Source organism: Leucobacter sp. CX87 (genome assembly GCF_018682295.1).
GTDB lineage: Bacteria > Actinomycetota > Actinomycetes > Actinomycetales > Microbacteriaceae > Cx-87.
This window is the reverse complement of record NZ_JAFIRI010000001.1, coordinates 183133-199773: the sequence shown is the minus strand read 5'-3', so window position 1 is coordinate 199773 and position 16641 is coordinate 183133. Positions and strand designations below refer to the sequence as shown.

At 66.5% G+C, this 16641-nt stretch carries 18 protein-coding genes and 1 tRNA gene; 2 read left to right on the top strand and 17 right to left on the bottom strand.

From position 1 onward, the window contains the following. Positions 1-64 precede the first annotated feature (64 nt). From KOE53_RS00930 to KOE53_RS00915, 4 genes are all read right to left on the bottom strand, one after another. Positions 65-1612: a carboxylesterase/lipase family protein gene (locus KOE53_RS00930; protein WP_188057068.1), complete on the bottom strand. Its 1548-nt coding sequence runs from the start codon at positions 1610-1612 to the stop codon at positions 65-67. A 17-nt stretch (positions 1613-1629) separates the two neighbouring features. Continuing rightward, positions 1630-2304, bottom strand: a complete 675-nt coding sequence (locus KOE53_RS00925) for a GAP family protein (protein ID WP_188057067.1) — start codon at positions 2302-2304, stop codon at positions 1630-1632. Between the two features lie 94 nt (positions 2305-2398). Beyond that, positions 2399-4126 carry a sensor histidine kinase gene (locus tag KOE53_RS00920; protein WP_188057066.1) on the bottom strand — a complete coding sequence of 576 codons (1728 nt, stop codon included), beginning with the start codon at positions 4124-4126 and terminating at the stop codon, positions 2399-2401. After that, positions 4123-4779, bottom strand: coding sequence for a response regulator (locus KOE53_RS00915; protein WP_188057065.1), 657 nt, complete (start codon positions 4777-4779; stop codon positions 4123-4125). Before KOE53_RS00915 ends, KOE53_RS00920 begins: the two co-directional genes overlap by 4 nt. A 111-nt stretch (positions 4780-4890) precedes the next feature. Here KOE53_RS00915 and KOE53_RS00910 point away from each other — a divergent pair, with 111 nt between their 5' ends. Both KOE53_RS00910 and KOE53_RS00905 read left to right on the top strand, forming a co-directional pair. Further along, the gene (locus KOE53_RS00910) at positions 4891-5166 is read left to right on the top strand and encodes a hypothetical protein (protein WP_188044866.1); all 276 of its coding nucleotides are present in this window, start codon (positions 4891-4893) and stop codon (positions 5164-5166) included. Then, entirely contained in the window at positions 5163-5840 is a 678-nt protein-coding gene (locus KOE53_RS00905) for a Pr6Pr family membrane protein (protein ID WP_188044867.1), read from the top strand. The genes KOE53_RS00910 and KOE53_RS00905 overlap by 4 nt, the downstream gene beginning before the upstream one ends. Here the strand turns inward: KOE53_RS00905 and KOE53_RS00900 are convergent. The 13 genes from KOE53_RS00900 to rplU all read right to left on the bottom strand — a co-directional run bounded on the left by KOE53_RS00900 (position 5837) and on the right by rplU (position 16437). After that, positions 5837-6319, bottom strand: coding sequence for a magnetosome magnetite crystal formation protein family (locus KOE53_RS00900; RefSeq protein WP_188057064.1), 483 nt, complete (start codon positions 6317-6319; stop codon positions 5837-5839). The genes KOE53_RS00905 and KOE53_RS00900 overlap by 4 nt on opposite strands. A 49-nt stretch (positions 6320-6368) precedes the next feature. Next, positions 6369-7487, bottom strand: coding sequence for a hypothetical protein (locus KOE53_RS00895; protein WP_188057063.1), 1119 nt, complete (start codon positions 7485-7487; stop codon positions 6369-6371). Continuing rightward, entirely contained in the window at positions 7484-8896 is a 1413-nt protein-coding gene (locus KOE53_RS00890; RefSeq protein ID WP_188057062.1) for a dihydrolipoyl dehydrogenase family protein, read from the bottom strand. The genes KOE53_RS00895 and KOE53_RS00890 overlap by 4 nt, the downstream gene beginning before the upstream one ends. Positions 8897-9182: 286 nt before the next feature. Beyond that, positions 9183-9255 (bottom strand) — tRNA-Ala (locus KOE53_RS00885). 73 nt (positions 9256-9328) lie between these two features. After that, on the bottom strand, positions 9329-9694 hold the full coding sequence (gene rsfS / locus KOE53_RS00880) for a ribosome silencing factor (RefSeq protein WP_188044871.1): 366 nt from the start codon (positions 9692-9694) through the stop codon (positions 9329-9331). Positions 9695-9734: 40 nt separating this feature from the next. Then, positions 9735-11237: a hypothetical protein gene (locus tag KOE53_RS00875; protein WP_188057061.1), complete on the bottom strand. Its 1503-nt coding sequence runs from the start codon at positions 11235-11237 to the stop codon at positions 9735-9737. After that, positions 11234-11836, bottom strand: a complete 603-nt coding sequence (nadD, locus tag KOE53_RS00870; protein WP_188044873.1) for a nicotinate-nucleotide adenylyltransferase — start codon at positions 11834-11836, stop codon at positions 11234-11236. Before nadD ends, KOE53_RS00875 begins: the two co-directional genes overlap by 4 nt. A 7-nt stretch (positions 11837-11843) precedes the next feature. Continuing rightward, positions 11844-12053, bottom strand: coding sequence for a hypothetical protein (locus tag KOE53_RS00865; protein ID WP_188044874.1), 210 nt, complete (start codon positions 12051-12053; stop codon positions 11844-11846). Between the two features lie 59 nt (positions 12054-12112). Beyond that, positions 12113-13366: a glutamate-5-semialdehyde dehydrogenase gene (locus KOE53_RS00860; RefSeq protein ID WP_188044875.1), complete on the bottom strand. Its 1254-nt coding sequence runs from the start codon at positions 13364-13366 to the stop codon at positions 12113-12115. Between the two features lie 63 nt (positions 13367-13429). After that, a complete protein-coding gene (gene proB, locus KOE53_RS00855) occupies positions 13430-14227 on the bottom strand; it encodes a glutamate 5-kinase (protein WP_188057060.1) in 798 nt (265 codons plus the stop codon). Next, entirely contained in the window at positions 14220-15728 is a 1509-nt protein-coding gene (obgE, locus tag KOE53_RS00850; RefSeq protein ID WP_188044877.1) for a GTPase ObgE, read from the bottom strand. The genes proB and obgE overlap by 8 nt, the downstream gene beginning before the upstream one ends. Before the next feature lie 93 nt (positions 15729-15821). Continuing rightward, the gene (gene rpmA, locus KOE53_RS00845; protein ID WP_188044878.1) at positions 15822-16079 is read right to left on the bottom strand and encodes a 50S ribosomal protein L27; all 258 of its coding nucleotides are present in this window, start codon (positions 16077-16079) and stop codon (positions 15822-15824) included. 49 nt (positions 16080-16128) lie between these two features. Then, a complete protein-coding gene (gene rplU / locus KOE53_RS00840; RefSeq protein ID WP_188044879.1) occupies positions 16129-16437 on the bottom strand; it encodes a 50S ribosomal protein L21 in 309 nt (102 codons plus the stop codon). Positions 16438-16641 lie beyond the last annotated feature (204 nt).

Here is a 16641-nt window from a genome sequence, read left to right as displayed (position 1 = left end):
CCGACGAGAGACGCGCTGCGGCGGCCAGCACCCCTGGGTGTTGGCCGCCGCTGCGCGTCTCTCGTCAGCGGAAGGACAGCGCCGTATCGCCCCACCCCTGGCGCAACGTGTCGTCAAGGTCTGAACGCACCTCGTCAGTCGCGTCAATGTGCAGTGACTGTCGGCGAGCCAGGTCGAACTGCGGCCACTCGGTCGCAGGCGCCGGAGCTCCCGGGGCCTCACCGTTGGCGAAGGCGGTCCAACGGGCACGCATGCGTTTCGACAGCGCCCGTCCCTTGCGCCGTCCGCCCAGGAGGAAGGTCGGGTCCTTCGGGGTCGTGTCGAGATTTCCCCAGACGTAGGGCAGCTCGGTCGCGTGTGTCGCGCCTATACCGAGTACGCGCAGCATCGGCGTGGCGTAGTCGAAGCGGTAGAGCCAGACAGGGGCCACCTTGCTGTGACCTTCGACAGCCCAGAGGGTGGGCATCCGAAAGCCGATGTCGCGGGCGATCCCGAGGCCAATCGCCCGATGCCGCACCCCCTCGTACGCCTCGAGGACCTGCTCACGGGGCGGCAGCGTGACGTCCGGGTTCTCGGCGCTCATCGCCGCGAACATGGCGTTGATTGTCGGCTCGGTAATCGGCATGAGCGGCGACTTCATGTACTTGAAGAGGGTCGCTTCGTCCCGGTTGGTGCCGATCAGCAATGGCACCGGAAGCGCCCGACCCTCACGAAGCCGCGTGAGTGGATGTTCAGGGATGAGCTCCCCCTCCACGACGGGAGCGAACGGCAGAGTCCCGGGCGCGAGGGCTGGGATCTTCGCGTAGACCTCGCTGCTCGCCGCCACGATCTCATCGACACTCTTCTCTCGGGCCTCGGTGACGGTCTCCGCCCCGAGCGCCGCGAGGAATACCTTCGCCGCGGTCTTCGCGCGCTCGCTGGTATAGACCGAGCTCACTGGCGAGCTCTCAGCGATTGCGCGGGAGAACAAGCCCTCGGCGCTGGGCATTGCGAGGAGTGTCGTGACAATCCCGGCCCCAGCCGACTCGCCGAAGACGGTGACCCTTGCCGGGTCCCCGCCAAACGCGGCTGCATTGTCCTGCACCCACCTGAGCGCCAAGAGAACATCACGTACCGCGAGATTGCTGTCCACCTCAGCTCCGTCCGCGAAGCCAGTGAGGTCGAGAAACCCGAGGCCGCCCAACCGATAGTTGACACTCACCAGGATCACGTCGCCCGACTCCACGAGCGCGCGCCCGTCGAAGAGCGGCTGGCTCGCCGAGCCGAACGTGTACGCGCCACCATGGACCCAGACCATCACCGGTCGCGGCGCGGCCGTCTCAGCGTCCGCGCCCCACGGCGCCCAGACGTTTAAGAACAGGCAGTCCTCGTCCGTGACGGTGTCCGCGCCAAGCGGAACGGCCGGGTTCGACGATTGGGGCGCGGCGGCGCCGAACGCGCGTGCATCGAGCACTCCGTCATGCGCCGGGCTCGCCACGGGCGCCCGCCAGCGCAGGTTTCCTGTCGGGGCCTGCGCATAGCGGATGCCCTTCCACACGGCGATGCCGGCCGTGGCGATGCCGCGAACGCGACCGGCCGAGGTCGAGACGATGGGATGGGAAAGATCAGTCATGATTCGTCCTTTCAAGTTCAGCGAACGAGCTGGTGAATGAGGTGCGACGCTTCTACCGCCGCGAGTACCGCGAACAGGACCGTCATAATGGCCGCGTTGTGCTGCACCATCTCCGTCTTCAGCCGCGCTAGGACCGCGATGACGCGCTGCGACCCGCTCGCAGCGAGCAGCGTCGGCAGCAGGATCCCGAGCGAGGCATAGATCGCGAACATCGCGCTGAGCGCGATCACCATGAGCACCCCCAGGTCGTGCGCGCCGATCAGCGAACCGGCCTTCAGCTCAAGCGGGATGTTCTTGCTGTTCGTCACGGCCATGAGCGCGCCGAGGCCTGCGGCCTTCAGAGGCGTGAGCGAGTCCACCGCAGCAAGCCAGGACGGCATCGACGCGGCCGCACCCCCTCGGGGTCTCCCGAGCCAGCTCACGACGGCCAGCACCGTGAACCCGAGGGCCAGCGCTGCGGTAATGACGAGTACGACGGTGTCGTCCTTGTCCGAACCGCCGGCTCCCGCGCCGGCGGTGGAAAGCGCCGCGACCAGCGTGAACGCGAAGCCGACCAGGATCACGGCCGCCACGTATGCGAGTCCGTTCCTGCCGCCGCGCGGGGACAGGAGGATCGCGACGATTGCAACGATCGGCAGCGGGCTGATGATGCTTCCCAGCCCCAGCGGTAGTAGTTGTCCGAGATCACCCATAGTAAACGTCCTCCCCCTGGCGCCGTGCCCCTCGCACTGGCGCTGGGGTGACGGTATCGCGACCCCGTAGCCGACGGAGCCGCGGAGGGGGAAATTACGACTGGGCCTGCGCCCCGACGCGCACCCCGACGGTGAGTTGCACCGTGCCCATCGACTCGGTGAGTTCGACCCGGTCCGCCCGGCGGCGCAATTCGCGCACGCCCGAGCCTCCCGTAACGAGGTGCTCCAGCGTTCCGGGCGACGAAACCCGAAGCGTCACCGCGCCGGCTTCGAGTTCGAGCCGAACCCGCGCGATCGGGCGGGCCGCGTGCCGCAAGATGTTCGTGAGTGCCTCCGAGAGCGCGTCGACCACGACCCGGCCCGACGCTGGTGACGCGTCGAGTATCGGCCAGACGTTCGCGTCGCACGACAGGTCGCAATCAATCACGCGCCCCCAGGCCGCCAGCACTTCCTCAACGGCCTGCCGCGAAAAGGCGACCGGTGACCTCGGCTCGTCGATGCGCTCGATCGCCGCGCGGATGGTCCCGAGCTCGCGCTCCCAAGCCCGCTGATCGTCGTGTTGGGACAGGAAAACGACAGCTGTGAGGCACGCAGACTGCACTTCGCCGTGCACCCACTCCGCGGCGTCGGCGAGTACCTGTTCCGCCGAGCGCCGACCCTCGTACTCATCGGCGCGGTACCGGAGGAGCTGGGCGGCCAGGCGCTCCTCCTCAGCGGCGAGCCGAAGAAGGTGGCCCGCGCAGAGCCCGCTTGCCACAGCGATCACGAGATAGGTGACGGGTCCCACCGCCGAGATGCCCGCCTCCGGCAACACCAGCCACGCTGCGGCTGAGAGCGCGATTGACACAACCGTGTATCCGACCAGCAGGGACAGGGCGCGGCCCCGACCGGTGCGCGGTGCACACCGATCCACGCCTCGAGCCAGGGCATTCTCGGCGAGCGCCCCGCAGCCGCCCACGACGAGTACTGCCCAGAGGGTGGGGCCGGCCCCGGCGCGCTGCAATAGAAACGGGAGGAAGATCAGCACGTAGAGCAGCGTCGGGAGCCCGAGTGGCGGGGGCGAGAGCACCCAGAGGTGTGGGGAAATCTCCCGCTCCGCCGAGGCTGGAAAGCCGTGCTCGGAATCGGGATTGGCCGAGGCCAGGCCTGTTTCCCGCAGCGCACTGAACTCGTGCGCGACGGGTCGCACGATCCCCTCGGAGAATGCCAGCAGCACCGTCGAGCGCTCCCCCGGCCCGATGCCGAGCACCCCCTCTGGGACGGCGGCGAGGAGGCGCTCCCGGCCCCTATACACGGCCGCGCTCGCGCTCGCACGTAACTTCGACCCCGCCGTCCGCTCGCATTCAAGCGCTCGCGTCACGGTGGCGAGCGAGGCAAGCACCTCCCGCCGGCGGCGCAGCGTCGAGGTCGCGAGCGCGATGAGCGTGAGCGAGATCGAGATGACGAGGAGATTGGTCAGGATCCTGCCGGCCATGGGCACGGGCAGGCCGGGCACTCCGGCCAACTCCATAAGCGCTTGGGTGAAAAGCGGGCGCAACGCACCCAGCACCGCCATCGTTGCGAGTACCACCGCCGTGCGCGCGGCCGCGGCGCGAACCCGGCGCTCGAGCAGCGCGCCAATGCTTCCCACGCCGCCAATGACGACGTGTACTCCGGCCGCGACAGCGATACCCAGCATCCGCTGCGTGGGGGTCGTCGCGGAGTCGTACCCTCCCAGGAGGGTGATCGCGAACGGTGCAGTGACCAACCATGACCACACCGAGAAGAACGAGCCGTGCGAGAGGACCTGGCCGACCTGGGCGAACGGCCGACGCAGCGTCACGTCGGGACGAGGGGGCCGAAGAGCCGGTTGTACTCGTTGGCAGCCACCACCCGCGGATTGACCGCGCTCACCCGCGAAACGCCAAGCGTGTCAAACACCCGAGCCACCGTGCGTTCGACCGCGCGCACCGACGCGTCGGTGCGCGCGGCGATTTCCGTGTTGGAGAGCCCCGCAGCGATCAGGGACAGCGCACGACGCTGGTGTTCGGTGAGCGCCCCGATCCCCGCTGGCAAGTCAGCCGGCACCGTCGCCGCCATCGGCTGGTCCTCGCGAGCACGCAGCGCCTGCTCGAGCGCCGCTACGAGGTCGTCCGGAGAAGTGATCTGTGTCTTGTCGAGGTGGACTGCTCCGAGGATCGCATCCTGACCCTGCGGATGCGCCGCGCGCGGGAAGCTCGTCACGAACACGATGCCCAGATGCGGCGCAAGCCGTCGGGCGATGTGGGCGAGTTCAACGCCATCGGGACGCGATCCCAGCTCGATGTCGGTGACCAATACATCCGGGTCCCACTCCTCCAGCATGTCGAGTGCCGCGTGTGCCGAGGAGGCGCTCATCACTGCAAACCCGGCGCTCTCAAAGACGGCGGCGGTGAGCACTCGCATGGCCTGCTGGTCCTCCACGTACAGCACACGTCGAGTCCACTGAGTCTTCATTTTCCGAGCGTATCAATTGCCGAGGAGCACCGGCGCGAGAAATGCAGAGCCGTTCCGCCAAAATGCGATCACCGGGCCATAGCATTGAGCCACTTGCCTGAGGAGGCCTCCATGACTTCTGCACCTGTCCCGAACACGCCCCGTCCATCGCCAGCCCCGTCGAGCCCCGAGCAGCGACGCTCGATGTCGGGCAAAACGATCACCGCATTGATCCTGCTGGCGATCTCGCTCGCCTTCGTCTTCTCGAACCTGAATCAGGGAACAATCATGTTCCTCGGGTTTCGCTTCGTGATGCCCGTCTGGATCTGGTTCCTCGGCGTGCTGCTCATGGGAGTCGTCATCGGCTCGCTCTTCCCCTGGTTCCGCGGACGGCGCAAGAAGAAGTGACCCGCGTCTGGCCCTGGGTACGCCTGGCGGGGGCTGCCCTGATTCTCGCCGCCGTCATCGCTCAATTGTCCGTCACCATCACTGGCGCGATCGACCATCATCGCGACGTCGCGACTACCGCGGTGAACTTCATGAGCTTCTTCACGATTCAGTCGAACTTGCTGGCCATGGTGACGCTCGCCGTCGGCGCGTTCCTGAGCTGGCGCCGACCCGCCACCGAATCCCGCGAGCCGATCTGGTTCGCCGCCTTGCTGGCCTCGGTCACGACCTACATGATCGTGACCGGCATCGTCTACAACACGCTGCTCCGCGGCGTCGCGCTGCCGCAGGGCACCACGGTGCCCTGGTCGAACGAGGTGCTGCACGTCATCGCCCCGCTGATCCTGCTCCTCGATCTCCTCGTCGCCCCGGGACGGCGCGGGCTGGGTTGGGGCAGGATCCTGACGATCGCGGCGTACCCGATCGCCTGGGTGGCATACACACTGATCCGGGGTCCGATCACGGTCAACCCCGTCACCGGGGAGCCCTGGTGGTATCCGTATCCCTTCCTCAACCCGCATTTGGTGCCCGGAGGGTTCCTCGGGGTGACCGGGTACATCATCGGCATCGCCATCGCGATCGTCGCCGTGGGCGCCGCCGTGCTGTGGTGGGGACGTCGCCGCGATCGCGCCTAGGCGCTCGGGCGCAGGAACGGGATCGCGAGCGGATTGCGGAAGACGCGAGTTCCGCTGATGACCGTGCCCGCAATCGTGACAACCGCGTGCGCGATGGCGAGCACGACGTAACCCAGGACAGCGAACCCGATCGGGAAGAACCCGGCCGATTTCGTCTCAGGGAATCCGACCGCGAGGGTGAGGACGTACAGCCCCAAGAGCACGACGACGCTGAGCACGGTCAGGCCCCAGTTTGCGGCAATGCGCGCATTCTCCGTGGCCAGCGGGATGCCCCTGCGCTTCGTCGATGGATAGACCGCGGCCATGACGATGCCGGCAATCACGATGCCCACCAGGGGCGCGGGAATGTAGGCCAAAAAGCCAAGCGCCCACGACTTGCGGCCGGTAGGGGGCTGCTGCACATACTGCTGCTGCAGCGGATAAGCGGGCTGGGGAGTCAGCGGCTGCTGCGGGGCGGGCTGGAATACAGGATCAGACATCGGGGCACTTTCCGGCGAGGGTGATGCGCAGCGGACTGCCGGCGCGTGCCTAATCTAGCGGGTACGTGCGCAGAGCCGTGTCGGGGGCCCGCCCGCGTAGTTTTCGGAATGCGCCCTCGCCGGCGGCACGCACCGACTGAGCCGAACGGGACGCCCCCGCGAGCCAGGCCCCCAGGGCGACGAGCCCCGAAACGACCATCCCGGTGACTGCCGTCGCCGCGATGGCCGCCGTGAGCTGGCCATACATCGCAGTGGCGGCATCGGCCGGGAGGAGAGAGGGACTGACCTCGCCGAGAAAGAGTGCACGCCCCAGGTTGACGCCCAGCGCGAGGAGCCCGAACGCCGCAGTGAGAGCCGCCGCCGCCCAGGCGAACGCGCGCAGGCGTCGCTTCGCCACGAGCACGCCCCCGGCGACGAGCACGAGCGAGACCCAGGGCAGCCAGTATCCCACTGTTGCCACGAGCTGGTAGCCCACGCGAATCTGCCCGAGGGATTCGGACTGCACGATGGGGATCTCGCGATCCACGTCGGGAATTGCCGCCGCGAACGCCACCCCGCGGTCGACGAGTTCCTTCTGCACCGCCTCGACCACGACGCCAAGCCGCAGGGAGAGCATGCCGTCCGAGGCGAGTCCGAGCGCAGACCCCGGTTGGTCTTGGATGACTGCGATGGTTTCGGAGTGCGCCAGCGCCAGGGTCTGGCTCCAGACTCCGGCGAACCGCGGGGACGCAACCACGTTCGTGACAACGTCGCCAATCATCGCCTCGATCCCCATCGCAGCGGGACCTTCCAGCAGTCCCAGCGCGGCTTCCGTCCGGGGCGGAAGTCCGAGGCCTCGAATGCCGTCGGCGACGTCCCGCACCATGCCCGGAACGTCGACCTGATCGTTGATCGCGGCCGTCACCTCGGTCGCGATGAGTGCTTGCACGGCAGGATCCTGCGCCAGAGGCCCCAAGGTCGCAACGAAACGGTCGGTGTCGACCAGCTCGAGCCTCGCCCACGCTCCGAGCACCGCGACGGGAGCAAGGACAACGCCCAGCGTGATCAGAATGACCGCCAGGGTAGACCGTAGCCACCCGGAACGCGTGGGGCGCTGGAGCGTCCGATTCTCGCGCTCGAGTGAAGCCACCCGATCACGGAGTGCGTCGAGTTCGTCGAGCTCGCTCATGGTGTCCCCTCGGCCTCGAGAAAAGCGGGCGTGAACAAGAGGTTCAGACCCTCTGCAATGGTGGGATGTGCAATGATCGCGTCGCGCACCCGCGTGTATTCGAGGGCCGCGAGCATCGCCATCTGCAGGACGGCGATCGCCTCGCTCGCCTCGGGCCCGCGCAGGGCTGCCCCCAGTATCTGGTGGCTGTCGGCGTCGATGACGGCTTTCCAAGTGCCCTCGAGGTGCCCCAGTGTGCGCGCCCGGGGAATCGCCGCCACCGGCATCCGCGCGATGCGCACACGATGGCCGGCCGCACGCGCCGCCGACTCGGTGAGTCCGACGCGCGCCAGCTCGGGCGTGGTGAAAACGCAGTACGGAATGAGGCGACCGTTCGTGCTGCGCAGCGCGCCCGCTCCGGCACGCGACGCGAGGTTGTGGGCGAGCGCTCGATAGTCGTCGTAGGAGGCGTGCGTGAATTGCGGACTGCCGGCGACATCGCCCGCCGCCCAGACACGCTCGGCGCTCGTGCGGAGATACTCGTCGACCTCGACGAAGCCGCGATCAGTCAGGCGCACGTCCGCGCGTTCGAGGTCGATTCCCGCTGTCTGCGGCGTGCGCCCGACTGCGACGAGCACCTCTGATGCATCGAGGGTGACCCCTGAGTTCAGGGTGACCGAAATCGTCCCGTCGTCGGCACGCGACACCCGCTGCGCCGTCTCCCCCAGGTGCAGCGTGATGCCGGCGGCCCGAAAACTCTGGGCGACTTCTTCGGAGACGTCCGGGTCCTCCCCCGGCAGCAGTCGCTCCGCGCGCTGCACGACCGTGACGGTGACGCCCAGGGTGTTGAGGATGTCTGCGAACTCGCAGCCGATGTAGCCGCCGCCGAGGACGATGATGCTCTGCGGCAAGGCGTCGAGGCGAAGAAGCGTCTCGCTCGTGTGCACCTCGACGCGATCGAGCCCCTCAATGTTCGGAATCGTCGGGGATGCGCCGAGGTTCAGCACCACGTCGGCGCCGCGAATCGTCCGCACTCCGCCGTCCGGCAGCGTCACTTCCACTGTTCGTGGGGCGACGAAGCGTGCCTCGCCCAGGATCAGGTCCATCCCCGAACCGGTGAACGCCGCGAGCTGCCCCTGGACCATCGCGTCGACGACGTCCTCCTTGCGCCGGCGGAGCCGCTCGATCTCCGCTCGGACGTCCTCCGCCCCGGCGATCCCAAACTCGGCTGCGCGTCGAACGTCTTGCAGGATCCGCCCGCTGTTGATCAGCGTCTTCGTCGGGATGCAGGCGACGTTGATGCAGGTCCCGCCGATCATGCCCCGTTCCACCATGGTGACCGACTGCCCGGCGCGGGCGCATTCCATCGCGAGTGACTTGCCCGCTTTGCCTCCCCCGACGACGAGGAGGTCTACGTTTTCGATCACCATGGCGCCAAGGCGCCCCCTCGGTGCCGGGGTAGCTCACGCGCCGCGGAGGCGCCAATGAGCGTCGCGCAACGGAGCGTGCAAGAAGATGACATTGACGACTCCCCGAAATCCGACCTGGCCGCTCGCGCGGGACACAATGGCATGAGGCGCCCATCGCGCCCCTGACTCGGAGGGTACACCACGGTCAGTCAGATCCGGGGGCATGAGCCACGTCTCGCACCCATGCAAAAAGCCCGGGCGATGTTTCGCATTTCTGCGATTCACTACCCGGGCTTTTCGATAAACGTGGATCTGAGGGGATTCGAACCCCTGACCCCCTGCATGCCATGCAGGTGCGCTACCAACTGCGCCACAGACCCGTGGAAGTCGGACGAATGCTCGCCCGACAACTCATTTAGCTTACAACAGAGGGGTACCCCCGCCGCAAATCGGTCACACCTCGGGCGCGTCGAGAGCGATCGCGGGGCAGTCCTTCCAGAGCCGCTCGAGGTCGTAGAACTCGCGCTCCTCCTGGTGGAAAACATGCACGATGAGGTCGCCGAAATCCAGCAGCACCCAGCGCCCGGTCTCGCGACCCTCGCGCCGAAGCGTCCGAGTGCCAGCTTCATTCAGCTGGTCCTCGATCTCGTCAGCGATCGCCTGCACGTTGCGCTCGACGCTTCCGCCGACGATGAGGAACACGTCGGCCAGGCCGAACGTCTCCGATACGTCCAGGGCCACAGGCCCGGTCGCACCCTTGTCTTCTGCCGCTTGTACTGCAACCCGCAGTTCACGCAGCGCCTGCTCAGTAGCAGCCACACTTCTCCTTCATGGATTTACGAATTCGGGAGCCGACTGGCTACCCAAACATTCCGTTTGACGCGCCCCAGGCCAGTAGCCCGATCACGGCGAGCAGCAGCCCGCCGGCGGTCAGCGAGAGGATCAGCGGAAGCCGATTCCCCTTCTTGGTGTGCGGGGCAACGACGCCGGATCCCTCGACGGTTCGCGCGCTGATGGCGCGCGTTGCCGACACCGGGGCGGAGTCATCAGGGACAGGCTCGTCGCTCAAGTCGATTCCGAGGTCGGCAAGCGGGTCAGACTCGATCGAGTCGTGCAGACGCGCGTGCCCTCCCGTCTCGCCTAACGACTTCGGCAGCTCGATGGAACCGGTGACGAACAGCTCACCGGTCTCCCCCAACGGTCCGGCCAGGTCGGTGCCCTCGGGCATCGACGGCAGGATCAGTGCCGCCGTGTTCGACGACGTCGCACCCTCGGCAGCAATTGCGCGAGAGATGAGGTCGTCGAAGTCGCCGGTGCGTTCGGTCAGCGGAGCGATGAGATCGTCCGATGGCAGTGCCGGAATCGCCTGCGTCGCCGGATCATCGAAGACCGAACGCTCTTCGGCGAGCGGCGCTATGTCGGGGAACGAGTAACTCGTGCGAGCCGAGGTAGGCGCGGGTGCGTCGGCAACTTCGCCGTCCTCGTCCTCATCCTCGTCCTCGTCTACCGCCAGGGCGGGGGCTGCGGGCTCGACGTGGTCGAAGGTGACTGCTGCACCCGTAACATCCTCGGCGACGAGTTCTCCGACAACGTCTTCGTCGCCATCAATCTCAAGAATCTCTTCCTGGGGCGCCTCGTCGTCTGCCGCCTCCGCGTCAGCCTCCGGCTCGACTGCGGCTTCGTCGTCGCTCGCCGCGTCCTTCGAGCGACTCCAGGGCATCCGGAACCGACCCTTTGCGGGAGCCGCAACCGACGCCTCCCCCTCGAGCTCTTCGTCAGATCCGTCCGTGCCGCTCTCGTCGAGCGCATCGATTGCCGACTCGCTCGGCTCAGCTGCCGCGCTCGTCGACACCTCAAGAAGATCCGCGAACGACATCGCCTCGGTGGGAGCCAGCCGGTCATCAAACTCAGGAACCTCGACCGGGGCGACAACGAACTCGTCTGCCGCGATCGCGGGTTCATCCGCGGGTGCGGCGTCGGCTCCCGCTTCGGGCTGGGGGTCCGCCGCGGTCTCGGTCGATTCCGCAACCGGTGCGCTCGGCTCGACCTCATCGTCGACCTCGGTGTCGACGACAGTGTCCGTCTGCGGCGCGGCCACAGGCGCGTCAACCTCTGCCTGGCGGGCAAGCGCCGCCTCGCGTAGCTCGCGCATTTCGCGTCGCGTGCGCACCCGGCCATTCTCGTCAACCGGCGAAATCTCGATCGCGTCGCTGCCAGTCGCCGTCACTGCGGCGTTTTCCGCAGCATTCTCCTCGGCGGGGGCAGGGGAACTCGAGACCACGGGGATCCCGGTGGTCTCCAATTGCTCCTGCATCCGCCGCGCACGGCGGCTGGTCAGCTTCGGTTCCTCGTGCTCGTTCATCTATTTACTCCCGAGTCCGTATACAGGTCGTGCTTCGCAATGTACTGGACTACGCCGTCTGGCACGAGGTACCAGACAGGAAATCCCCGCGCGACCCTACTCCTGCAGTCCGTCGAAGAGATCGCCAGCGCGGGAACTTCAAGCAAACTCACGTTCTCGCCGGAAAGCCCCAGCGCAGAAAGCTCGTGGCCAGGACGCGACACCGCGATGAAGTGGGCGAGCTCCCAGAGCTCGTCCACATCTTTCCAGCTAAAGATCTGCTCGATCGCATCGGCACCCGAAATAAAGAACAGATCCGCGTTCGGGTATGCCTTACGGATGTCGCGCAACGTGTCGACTGTGTAGGTCGGGCCGGAACGGTCGACATCCACACGGCTCACACTGAATCGCGGGTTGGAAGCGGTCGCGATCACCGTCATCAGGTAGCGATGCTCGCTCTCCGACACCACCGTCTTCTGCCAAGGACGGCCAGTGGGCACAAAGACCACCTCATCGAGGTCGAAGCTCTGTGCCACCTCGCTCGCCGCAACTAAGTGGCCATGGTGGATCGGGTCGAACGTACCGCCCATCACGCCGATCCTGCGGCGATTCGTGGACATGCGCCGCCTAGTGGCCGTGCGAATCGCCGTGCTCGCGGGCGTAGGCAGCAGCCTTTTCCGCGTGGCGGTTCGCCACGTCGCGGAAGCTGAAGGTCACAAGACCCAGCACCACGAAGAGGGTGAGGACGATCGCCCCGAACATCGGAGCGGGCATCGGAAGCTCGTTGACAACGTGCGCGCCTTCGCTAGCAGCGGCAATCGTGGCGAGAACAGACATCAGTTACTTCCTTGAACGTATCGTCGGCCGGGTGGTCGAAACTAGTCTAGCCGGTCTGATCAGCGGATTTGGCCTGAGCCACGCACAAGCCACTTCGTGCTCGTGAGTTCAGGAAGCCCCATCGGCCCGCGCGCGTGCAACTTCTGAGTAGAAATACCCACCTCAGCGCCGAACCCGAACTCGCCCCCATCGGTGAACCTCGTAGAGGTATTCACCATTACCGCGGCCGAGTCGACCTCGGCAAGGAAGCGTTCTGCGTTCGCATAGTCCGCGGTCACGATGCACTCAGTGTGGTGCGTCGAGTAGCGGTCGATGTGCTCCATCGCTTCGTCGATGGAGTCGACAACGCGGACCCCCATCTCAAGGCCCAGGTGCTCGGTAGCCCAGACCTCGTCAGTGGCCGAGTGCATAGCGGGGACCAGGTTGCGCGCGGCATCGTTCCCGTGCAGCAAGACCCCGGCTCCCATGAGATCGGCCGCAATGCGGGGCAGCACCCGGGCGGCTGCGTCACGGTGCACCAAGAGCGTCTCGGCGGCGTTACACACGCTCGGGCGATGTGTCTTCGCGTTCTGCACGATCGCCGCAGCCATCTCGACGTCGGCGCTCGCGTCTACGTAGACGTGCACGATGCCGGCGCCGGTCTCAATAACGGGGACGGTCGAGTCCTGCACGACACTCGCGATCAGACCCGCACTCCCCCGCGGGATCAGGACATCGACGTAGCCGCGAGCGCGCATGAGGCGAGCCGCCCCCTCGCGACCGAACTCATCGATGGTCTGCACCGCTGCGCCGGCAAGTCCGACGCTGTTCACCGCCTGCTGAATGAGAGACACGAGCACCGCATTGCTGCGCTCGGCGGCGGTGCCACCGCGCAGCACCGCGCCATTGCCACTCTTCAGCGCGAGGGCCGCAATGTCGATCGTGACGTTCGGGCGCGCCTCGTAGATCGCGCCCACGACACCGAAGGGCACCCGCACCTGCGCGAGGGTGATTCCGTTCGGAAGCGTGCTGCCACGTACGACGGCGCCGACGGGATCCGGAAGTGCAATAATCTCGCGTACCGCAGCGGCGAGTCCGCGCAGCCGGGTCTCGTCCAGCAGCAGCCGGTCGAGGAGACCTGCTTCCAGCCCGTTGTCGCGCCCGCGGGCCAGGTCATCGGCATTTGCCTCGACGATCTCTGGGATCGATGCCTCGATGTGCTGGGCGATCGCCTCGAGCGCCGCATTCTTCTGGGCGGTCGTGGCAGTGGCGAGCGTCTTCGCCGCGGTACGGGCGGCAACCAGGCGGTCGAGAAGCGGGTCCTGAGCATTCATTCCGCCAGCATATCGCGGGATAGAGCGCCGGCGAACGAGAACCACCGAGGCCCTCGCGTGCCCCTAGGCGGACGCCGCTGTGGCGGCGGGAGCTGCCTCAAACCAGGTGCCGAGGTCGACCCCGTCGAGCAGCTCGCCGATGCGACTCGTTTCGGTCAGCACCACCGACACGCCGGCATCGGCCGCCAAACGCGCCGCCTGCACCTTAGTCTGCGCACCACCGGTGCCCCAGCCGGACTCGGCCTCGCCAATACGTACGCCGCTCAGTTCATCGCCGTAAGGAACGCGGGCAATTCGCTTCGCCCCCTTTTCGGTGGGGGGCGCGGTGTAAAGCGCGTCAACGTCGGAGAGCAGCACGAGGGTGTCGGCGTCGACCAGGCGCGCGACGAGCGCGGCAAGCCGATCGTTGTCCCCAAAGCGGATCTCGTGTGTCGCGACGGTATCGTTCTCGTTCACGATCGGCAGAATTCGCAGCTGCAGCAGGCGCTCAAGAGATCGCTTCGCATTGCCGCGGTGGGTGGGGTTCTGCATGTCCTGCGCCGTCAGCAGCACCTGCCCGGCGATCAGGTTGTGAGCGCTCAGCGCACGCTGATAGCGATTAATGAGCACGTTCTGGCCCACTGCTGCCGCGGCCTGCTGGGTCGCGAGATCGTCGGGACGCGTCTCGAGTTCGAGGTACGGCACCCCCGTCGAGATTGCACCACTCGAGACGAGCAATACCTCAACGCCGGCGGCGCTCAACCTCGCGAGCTGATCGACGAGCAGCGGAATCTGATCCGCGTTCTCGCCGCTCACGGAGGAGGAGCCCACCTTGACTACCAGCCGGCGGGCCCCAAACAGCGCTTGTTCCCTACTACTCATCCAACGCTTCCCACATGCCAGACTCACGCTCGCTCTTCAGCTGCGACCGAGCCTCAGCCTTCGCGTCCATGAGATCGTGGTACTCCTCGCGACGCTCCTTGTTGGTGCGCCGGTTGTTCTGCTCGACACGCGCGTCGGTGCCGCGCTGGCCCATCTGAACCTCTGCGGCAGTGGTCAGGGTCGGCTCCCAGTCGAAGACGACGCCGGATCCGGGGCCGATGACGACGGTCGAACCCTCAACGGCACCCGCCTTGACGAGCGCCTCCTCGATGCCGAGCTTCTGCAAACGGTCAGCGAGATAGCCCACGGCCTCGTCGTTCTTGAAGTCGGTCTGCGCAACCCAGCGTTCGGGCTTGAGACCCAGTACGCGGAAGAAGTTGCCGTAGCTGCCGCCCTCGGAAACGACGCGGAACCCGCCGTCGTTCACCGGCTTCGGGCGAATAATGATGCGCTCAACCGAGTTCTCGCGCGCGATGCGCGCAGCGCGCTCGGCCTCTACGACCTCGGCCAGCGCGAAGTTCATCTCGCGAAGGCCCTCGTGGGCGACCGCCGAGATCATGAAGACCCGGTAGCCACGCGCTTCGAGCTCGGGCTTCACCAACTCAGCAAGTTCGCGTGCCTCGGGCACGTCAATCTTGTTCAGCGCGACCAGCTGCGGTCGCTCAATGAGCGGCACCTGGCCCTCTTCGACCGGGTAGGCACCCAGCTCGTGCAAGATGACGTCGAGGTCGGAGAGCGGGTCGCGACCCGGCTCGAGCGTTGCGCAGTCGAGGACGTGCAGCAGGGCGCTGCACCGCTCGACGTGGCGCAGGAAGTCGAGCCCGAGGCCCTTTCCCTCGCTCGCGCCCTCGATCAACCCGGGAACATCGGCGACCGTGAAGCGGTGTTCACCCTCCTGCACCACGCCCAGGTTCGGGTGCAGCGTCGTAAAGGGGTAATCGGCAATCTTCGGCCGAGCGGCGCTCAGCGCCGCGATCAAGCTGGACTTTCCGGCCGACGGGTACCCCACCAGGGCAACGTCGGCGATGGTCTTCAGCTCGAGCGTGACCGAACCTTCCCACCCCTCGGTGCCGAGGAGCGCGAAGCCGGGGGCCTTGCGCTTCGTGCTGGCGAGCGCGTTATTGCCCAGCCCACCCAGGCCGCCCTCGGCAATGACGTAGCGCATGCCGGGCTCGGTGAGGTCCACCAGGACCTCGCCGTCAAGATCCTTCACGACGGTACCGACGGGCATCGGCAGCTCAAGGTCGGGGGCCTTGTTCCCGTCACGGTAGTTGCCCGCGCCGTAACCGCCGTTCTCGGCGGTACGGTGCGGTCGACGGTGGTACTCCAGGAGCGTCGTGACCTGCGGATCCGCGACCAGCACGACGTTGCCGCCGTTGCCGCCCACGCCGCCATCAGGGCCGGCGAGCGGCTTAAACTTCTCGCGCCTGATCGATGCACAACCGTCGCCGCCTCGACCCGCCTTTAGGTGGAGCTGTACTTGATCAACAAAGGTGACCATGTTTCGTCCTTCCTTACCGCGGTCGCGGCAAACACACTCCGGATACGGCAAAGGCGAGCCGAAGCTCGCCCCTGCCATTCAAACTTCTAGCGACTACGCTGCTGCGGCCACCACGTTGACGACCTTGCGGCCACCCTTGCGACCGAACTCGACCGCGCCAGCGGCGAGGGCGAAGAGGGTGTCGTCGCCACCACGGCCAACATTGGCGCCCGGGTGGAAGTGGGTACCGCGCTGACGCACGAGGATCTCGCCCGCGTTGACCTGCTGGCCACCGAAGCGCTTCACGCCGAGGCGCTGGGCGTTCGAGTCACGACCGTTACGAGTCGAGCTCGCACCTTTTTTGGATGACATTAGTTCAGTCTCCTCTGAATATATTTCTGAGAGCGTCAGTAGCCAGTGGCTACTTGATGCCCGTCACCTTGATGCGGGTCAGATCCTGGCGGTGTCCCTGGCGGGACTTGTAGCCGGTCTTGTTCTTGTAGCGCTGAATGATGATCTTGGGGCCACGGAGATCTTCGAGGATCTCGGCGGTGACCTTGACCTTGGCGAGCACTGCCGCGTCGGTCGTCACCTGATCGCCATCAACGAGCAGCACCGCGGGAAGCTCAAGCTTGCCCTTGGCCTCGCCCGAAAGACGGTTCACCGTGATGATGGACCCGACCTCTACCTTCTCCTGCCGGCCACCGGCGCGCACAACTGCGTAAACCACTTGTCTACCTTTTCTTCGAGGGAATCGTCTTCTGGGCTCTTCGCGAAATATGTTCACGAAGGCTGTCTCGAGTGCGGATTGTTCCACCCACGGCCAGAGACCGATACGGGGTTCCGCAGTGCCATCCCCAGCGGGACGGCAGCAACACTCAACTATATCGCAGGGTTTCTAGCCGGTCAAATGCAGCGAACCGCGTGTCTCGGC

Bases quoted from the DNA above. Each gene is read 5' to 3' on its own strand.
- KOE53_RS00915 (WP_188057065.1), bottom strand. From the start codon at position 4,779: ATGAAGACTCAGTGGACTCGACGTGTGCTGTACGTGGAGGACCAGCAG.
- KOE53_RS00930 (WP_188057068.1), bottom strand. From the start codon at position 1,612: ATGACTGATCTTTCCCATCCCATCGTCTCGACCTCGGCCGGTCGCGTT.
- rpmA (WP_188044878.1), bottom strand. From the start codon at position 16,079: ATGTCATCCAAAAAAGGTGCGAGCTCGACTCGTAACGGTCGTGACTCG.
- KOE53_RS00865 (WP_188044874.1), bottom strand. From the start codon at position 12,053: ATGTCTGTTCTCGCCACGATTGCCGCTGCTAGCGAAGGCGCGCACGTT.
- KOE53_RS00890 (WP_188057062.1), bottom strand. From the start codon at position 8,896: ATGGTGATCGAAAACGTAGACCTCCTCGTCGTCGGGGGAGGCAAAGCG.
- KOE53_RS00875 (WP_188057061.1), bottom strand. From the start codon at position 11,237: ATGAACGAGCACGAGGAACCGAAGCTGACCAGCCGCCGTGCGCGGCGG.
- KOE53_RS00900 (WP_188057064.1), bottom strand. From the start codon at position 6,319: ATGTCTGATCCTGTATTCCAGCCCGCCCCGCAGCAGCCGCTGACTCCC.
- KOE53_RS00895 (WP_188057063.1), bottom strand. From the start codon at position 7,487: ATGAGCGAGCTCGACGAACTCGACGCACTCCGTGATCGGGTGGCTTCA.
- KOE53_RS00925 (WP_188057067.1), bottom strand. From the start codon at position 2,304: ATGGGTGATCTCGGACAACTACTACCGCTGGGGCTGGGAAGCATCATC.
- obgE (WP_188044877.1), bottom strand. From the start codon at position 15,728: ATGGTCACCTTTGTTGATCAAGTACAGCTCCACCTAAAGGCGGGTCGA.
- KOE53_RS00860 (WP_188044875.1), bottom strand. From the start codon at position 13,366: ATGAATGCTCAGGACCCGCTTCTCGACCGCCTGGTTGCCGCCCGTACC.
- nadD (WP_188044873.1), bottom strand. From the start codon at position 11,836: ATGTCCACGAATCGCCGCAGGATCGGCGTGATGGGCGGTACGTTCGAC.
- proB (WP_188057060.1), bottom strand. From the start codon at position 14,227: ATGAGTAGTAGGGAACAAGCGCTGTTTGGGGCCCGCCGGCTGGTAGTC.
- KOE53_RS00910 (WP_188044866.1), top strand. From the start codon at position 4,891: ATGACTTCTGCACCTGTCCCGAACACGCCCCGTCCATCGCCAGCCCCG.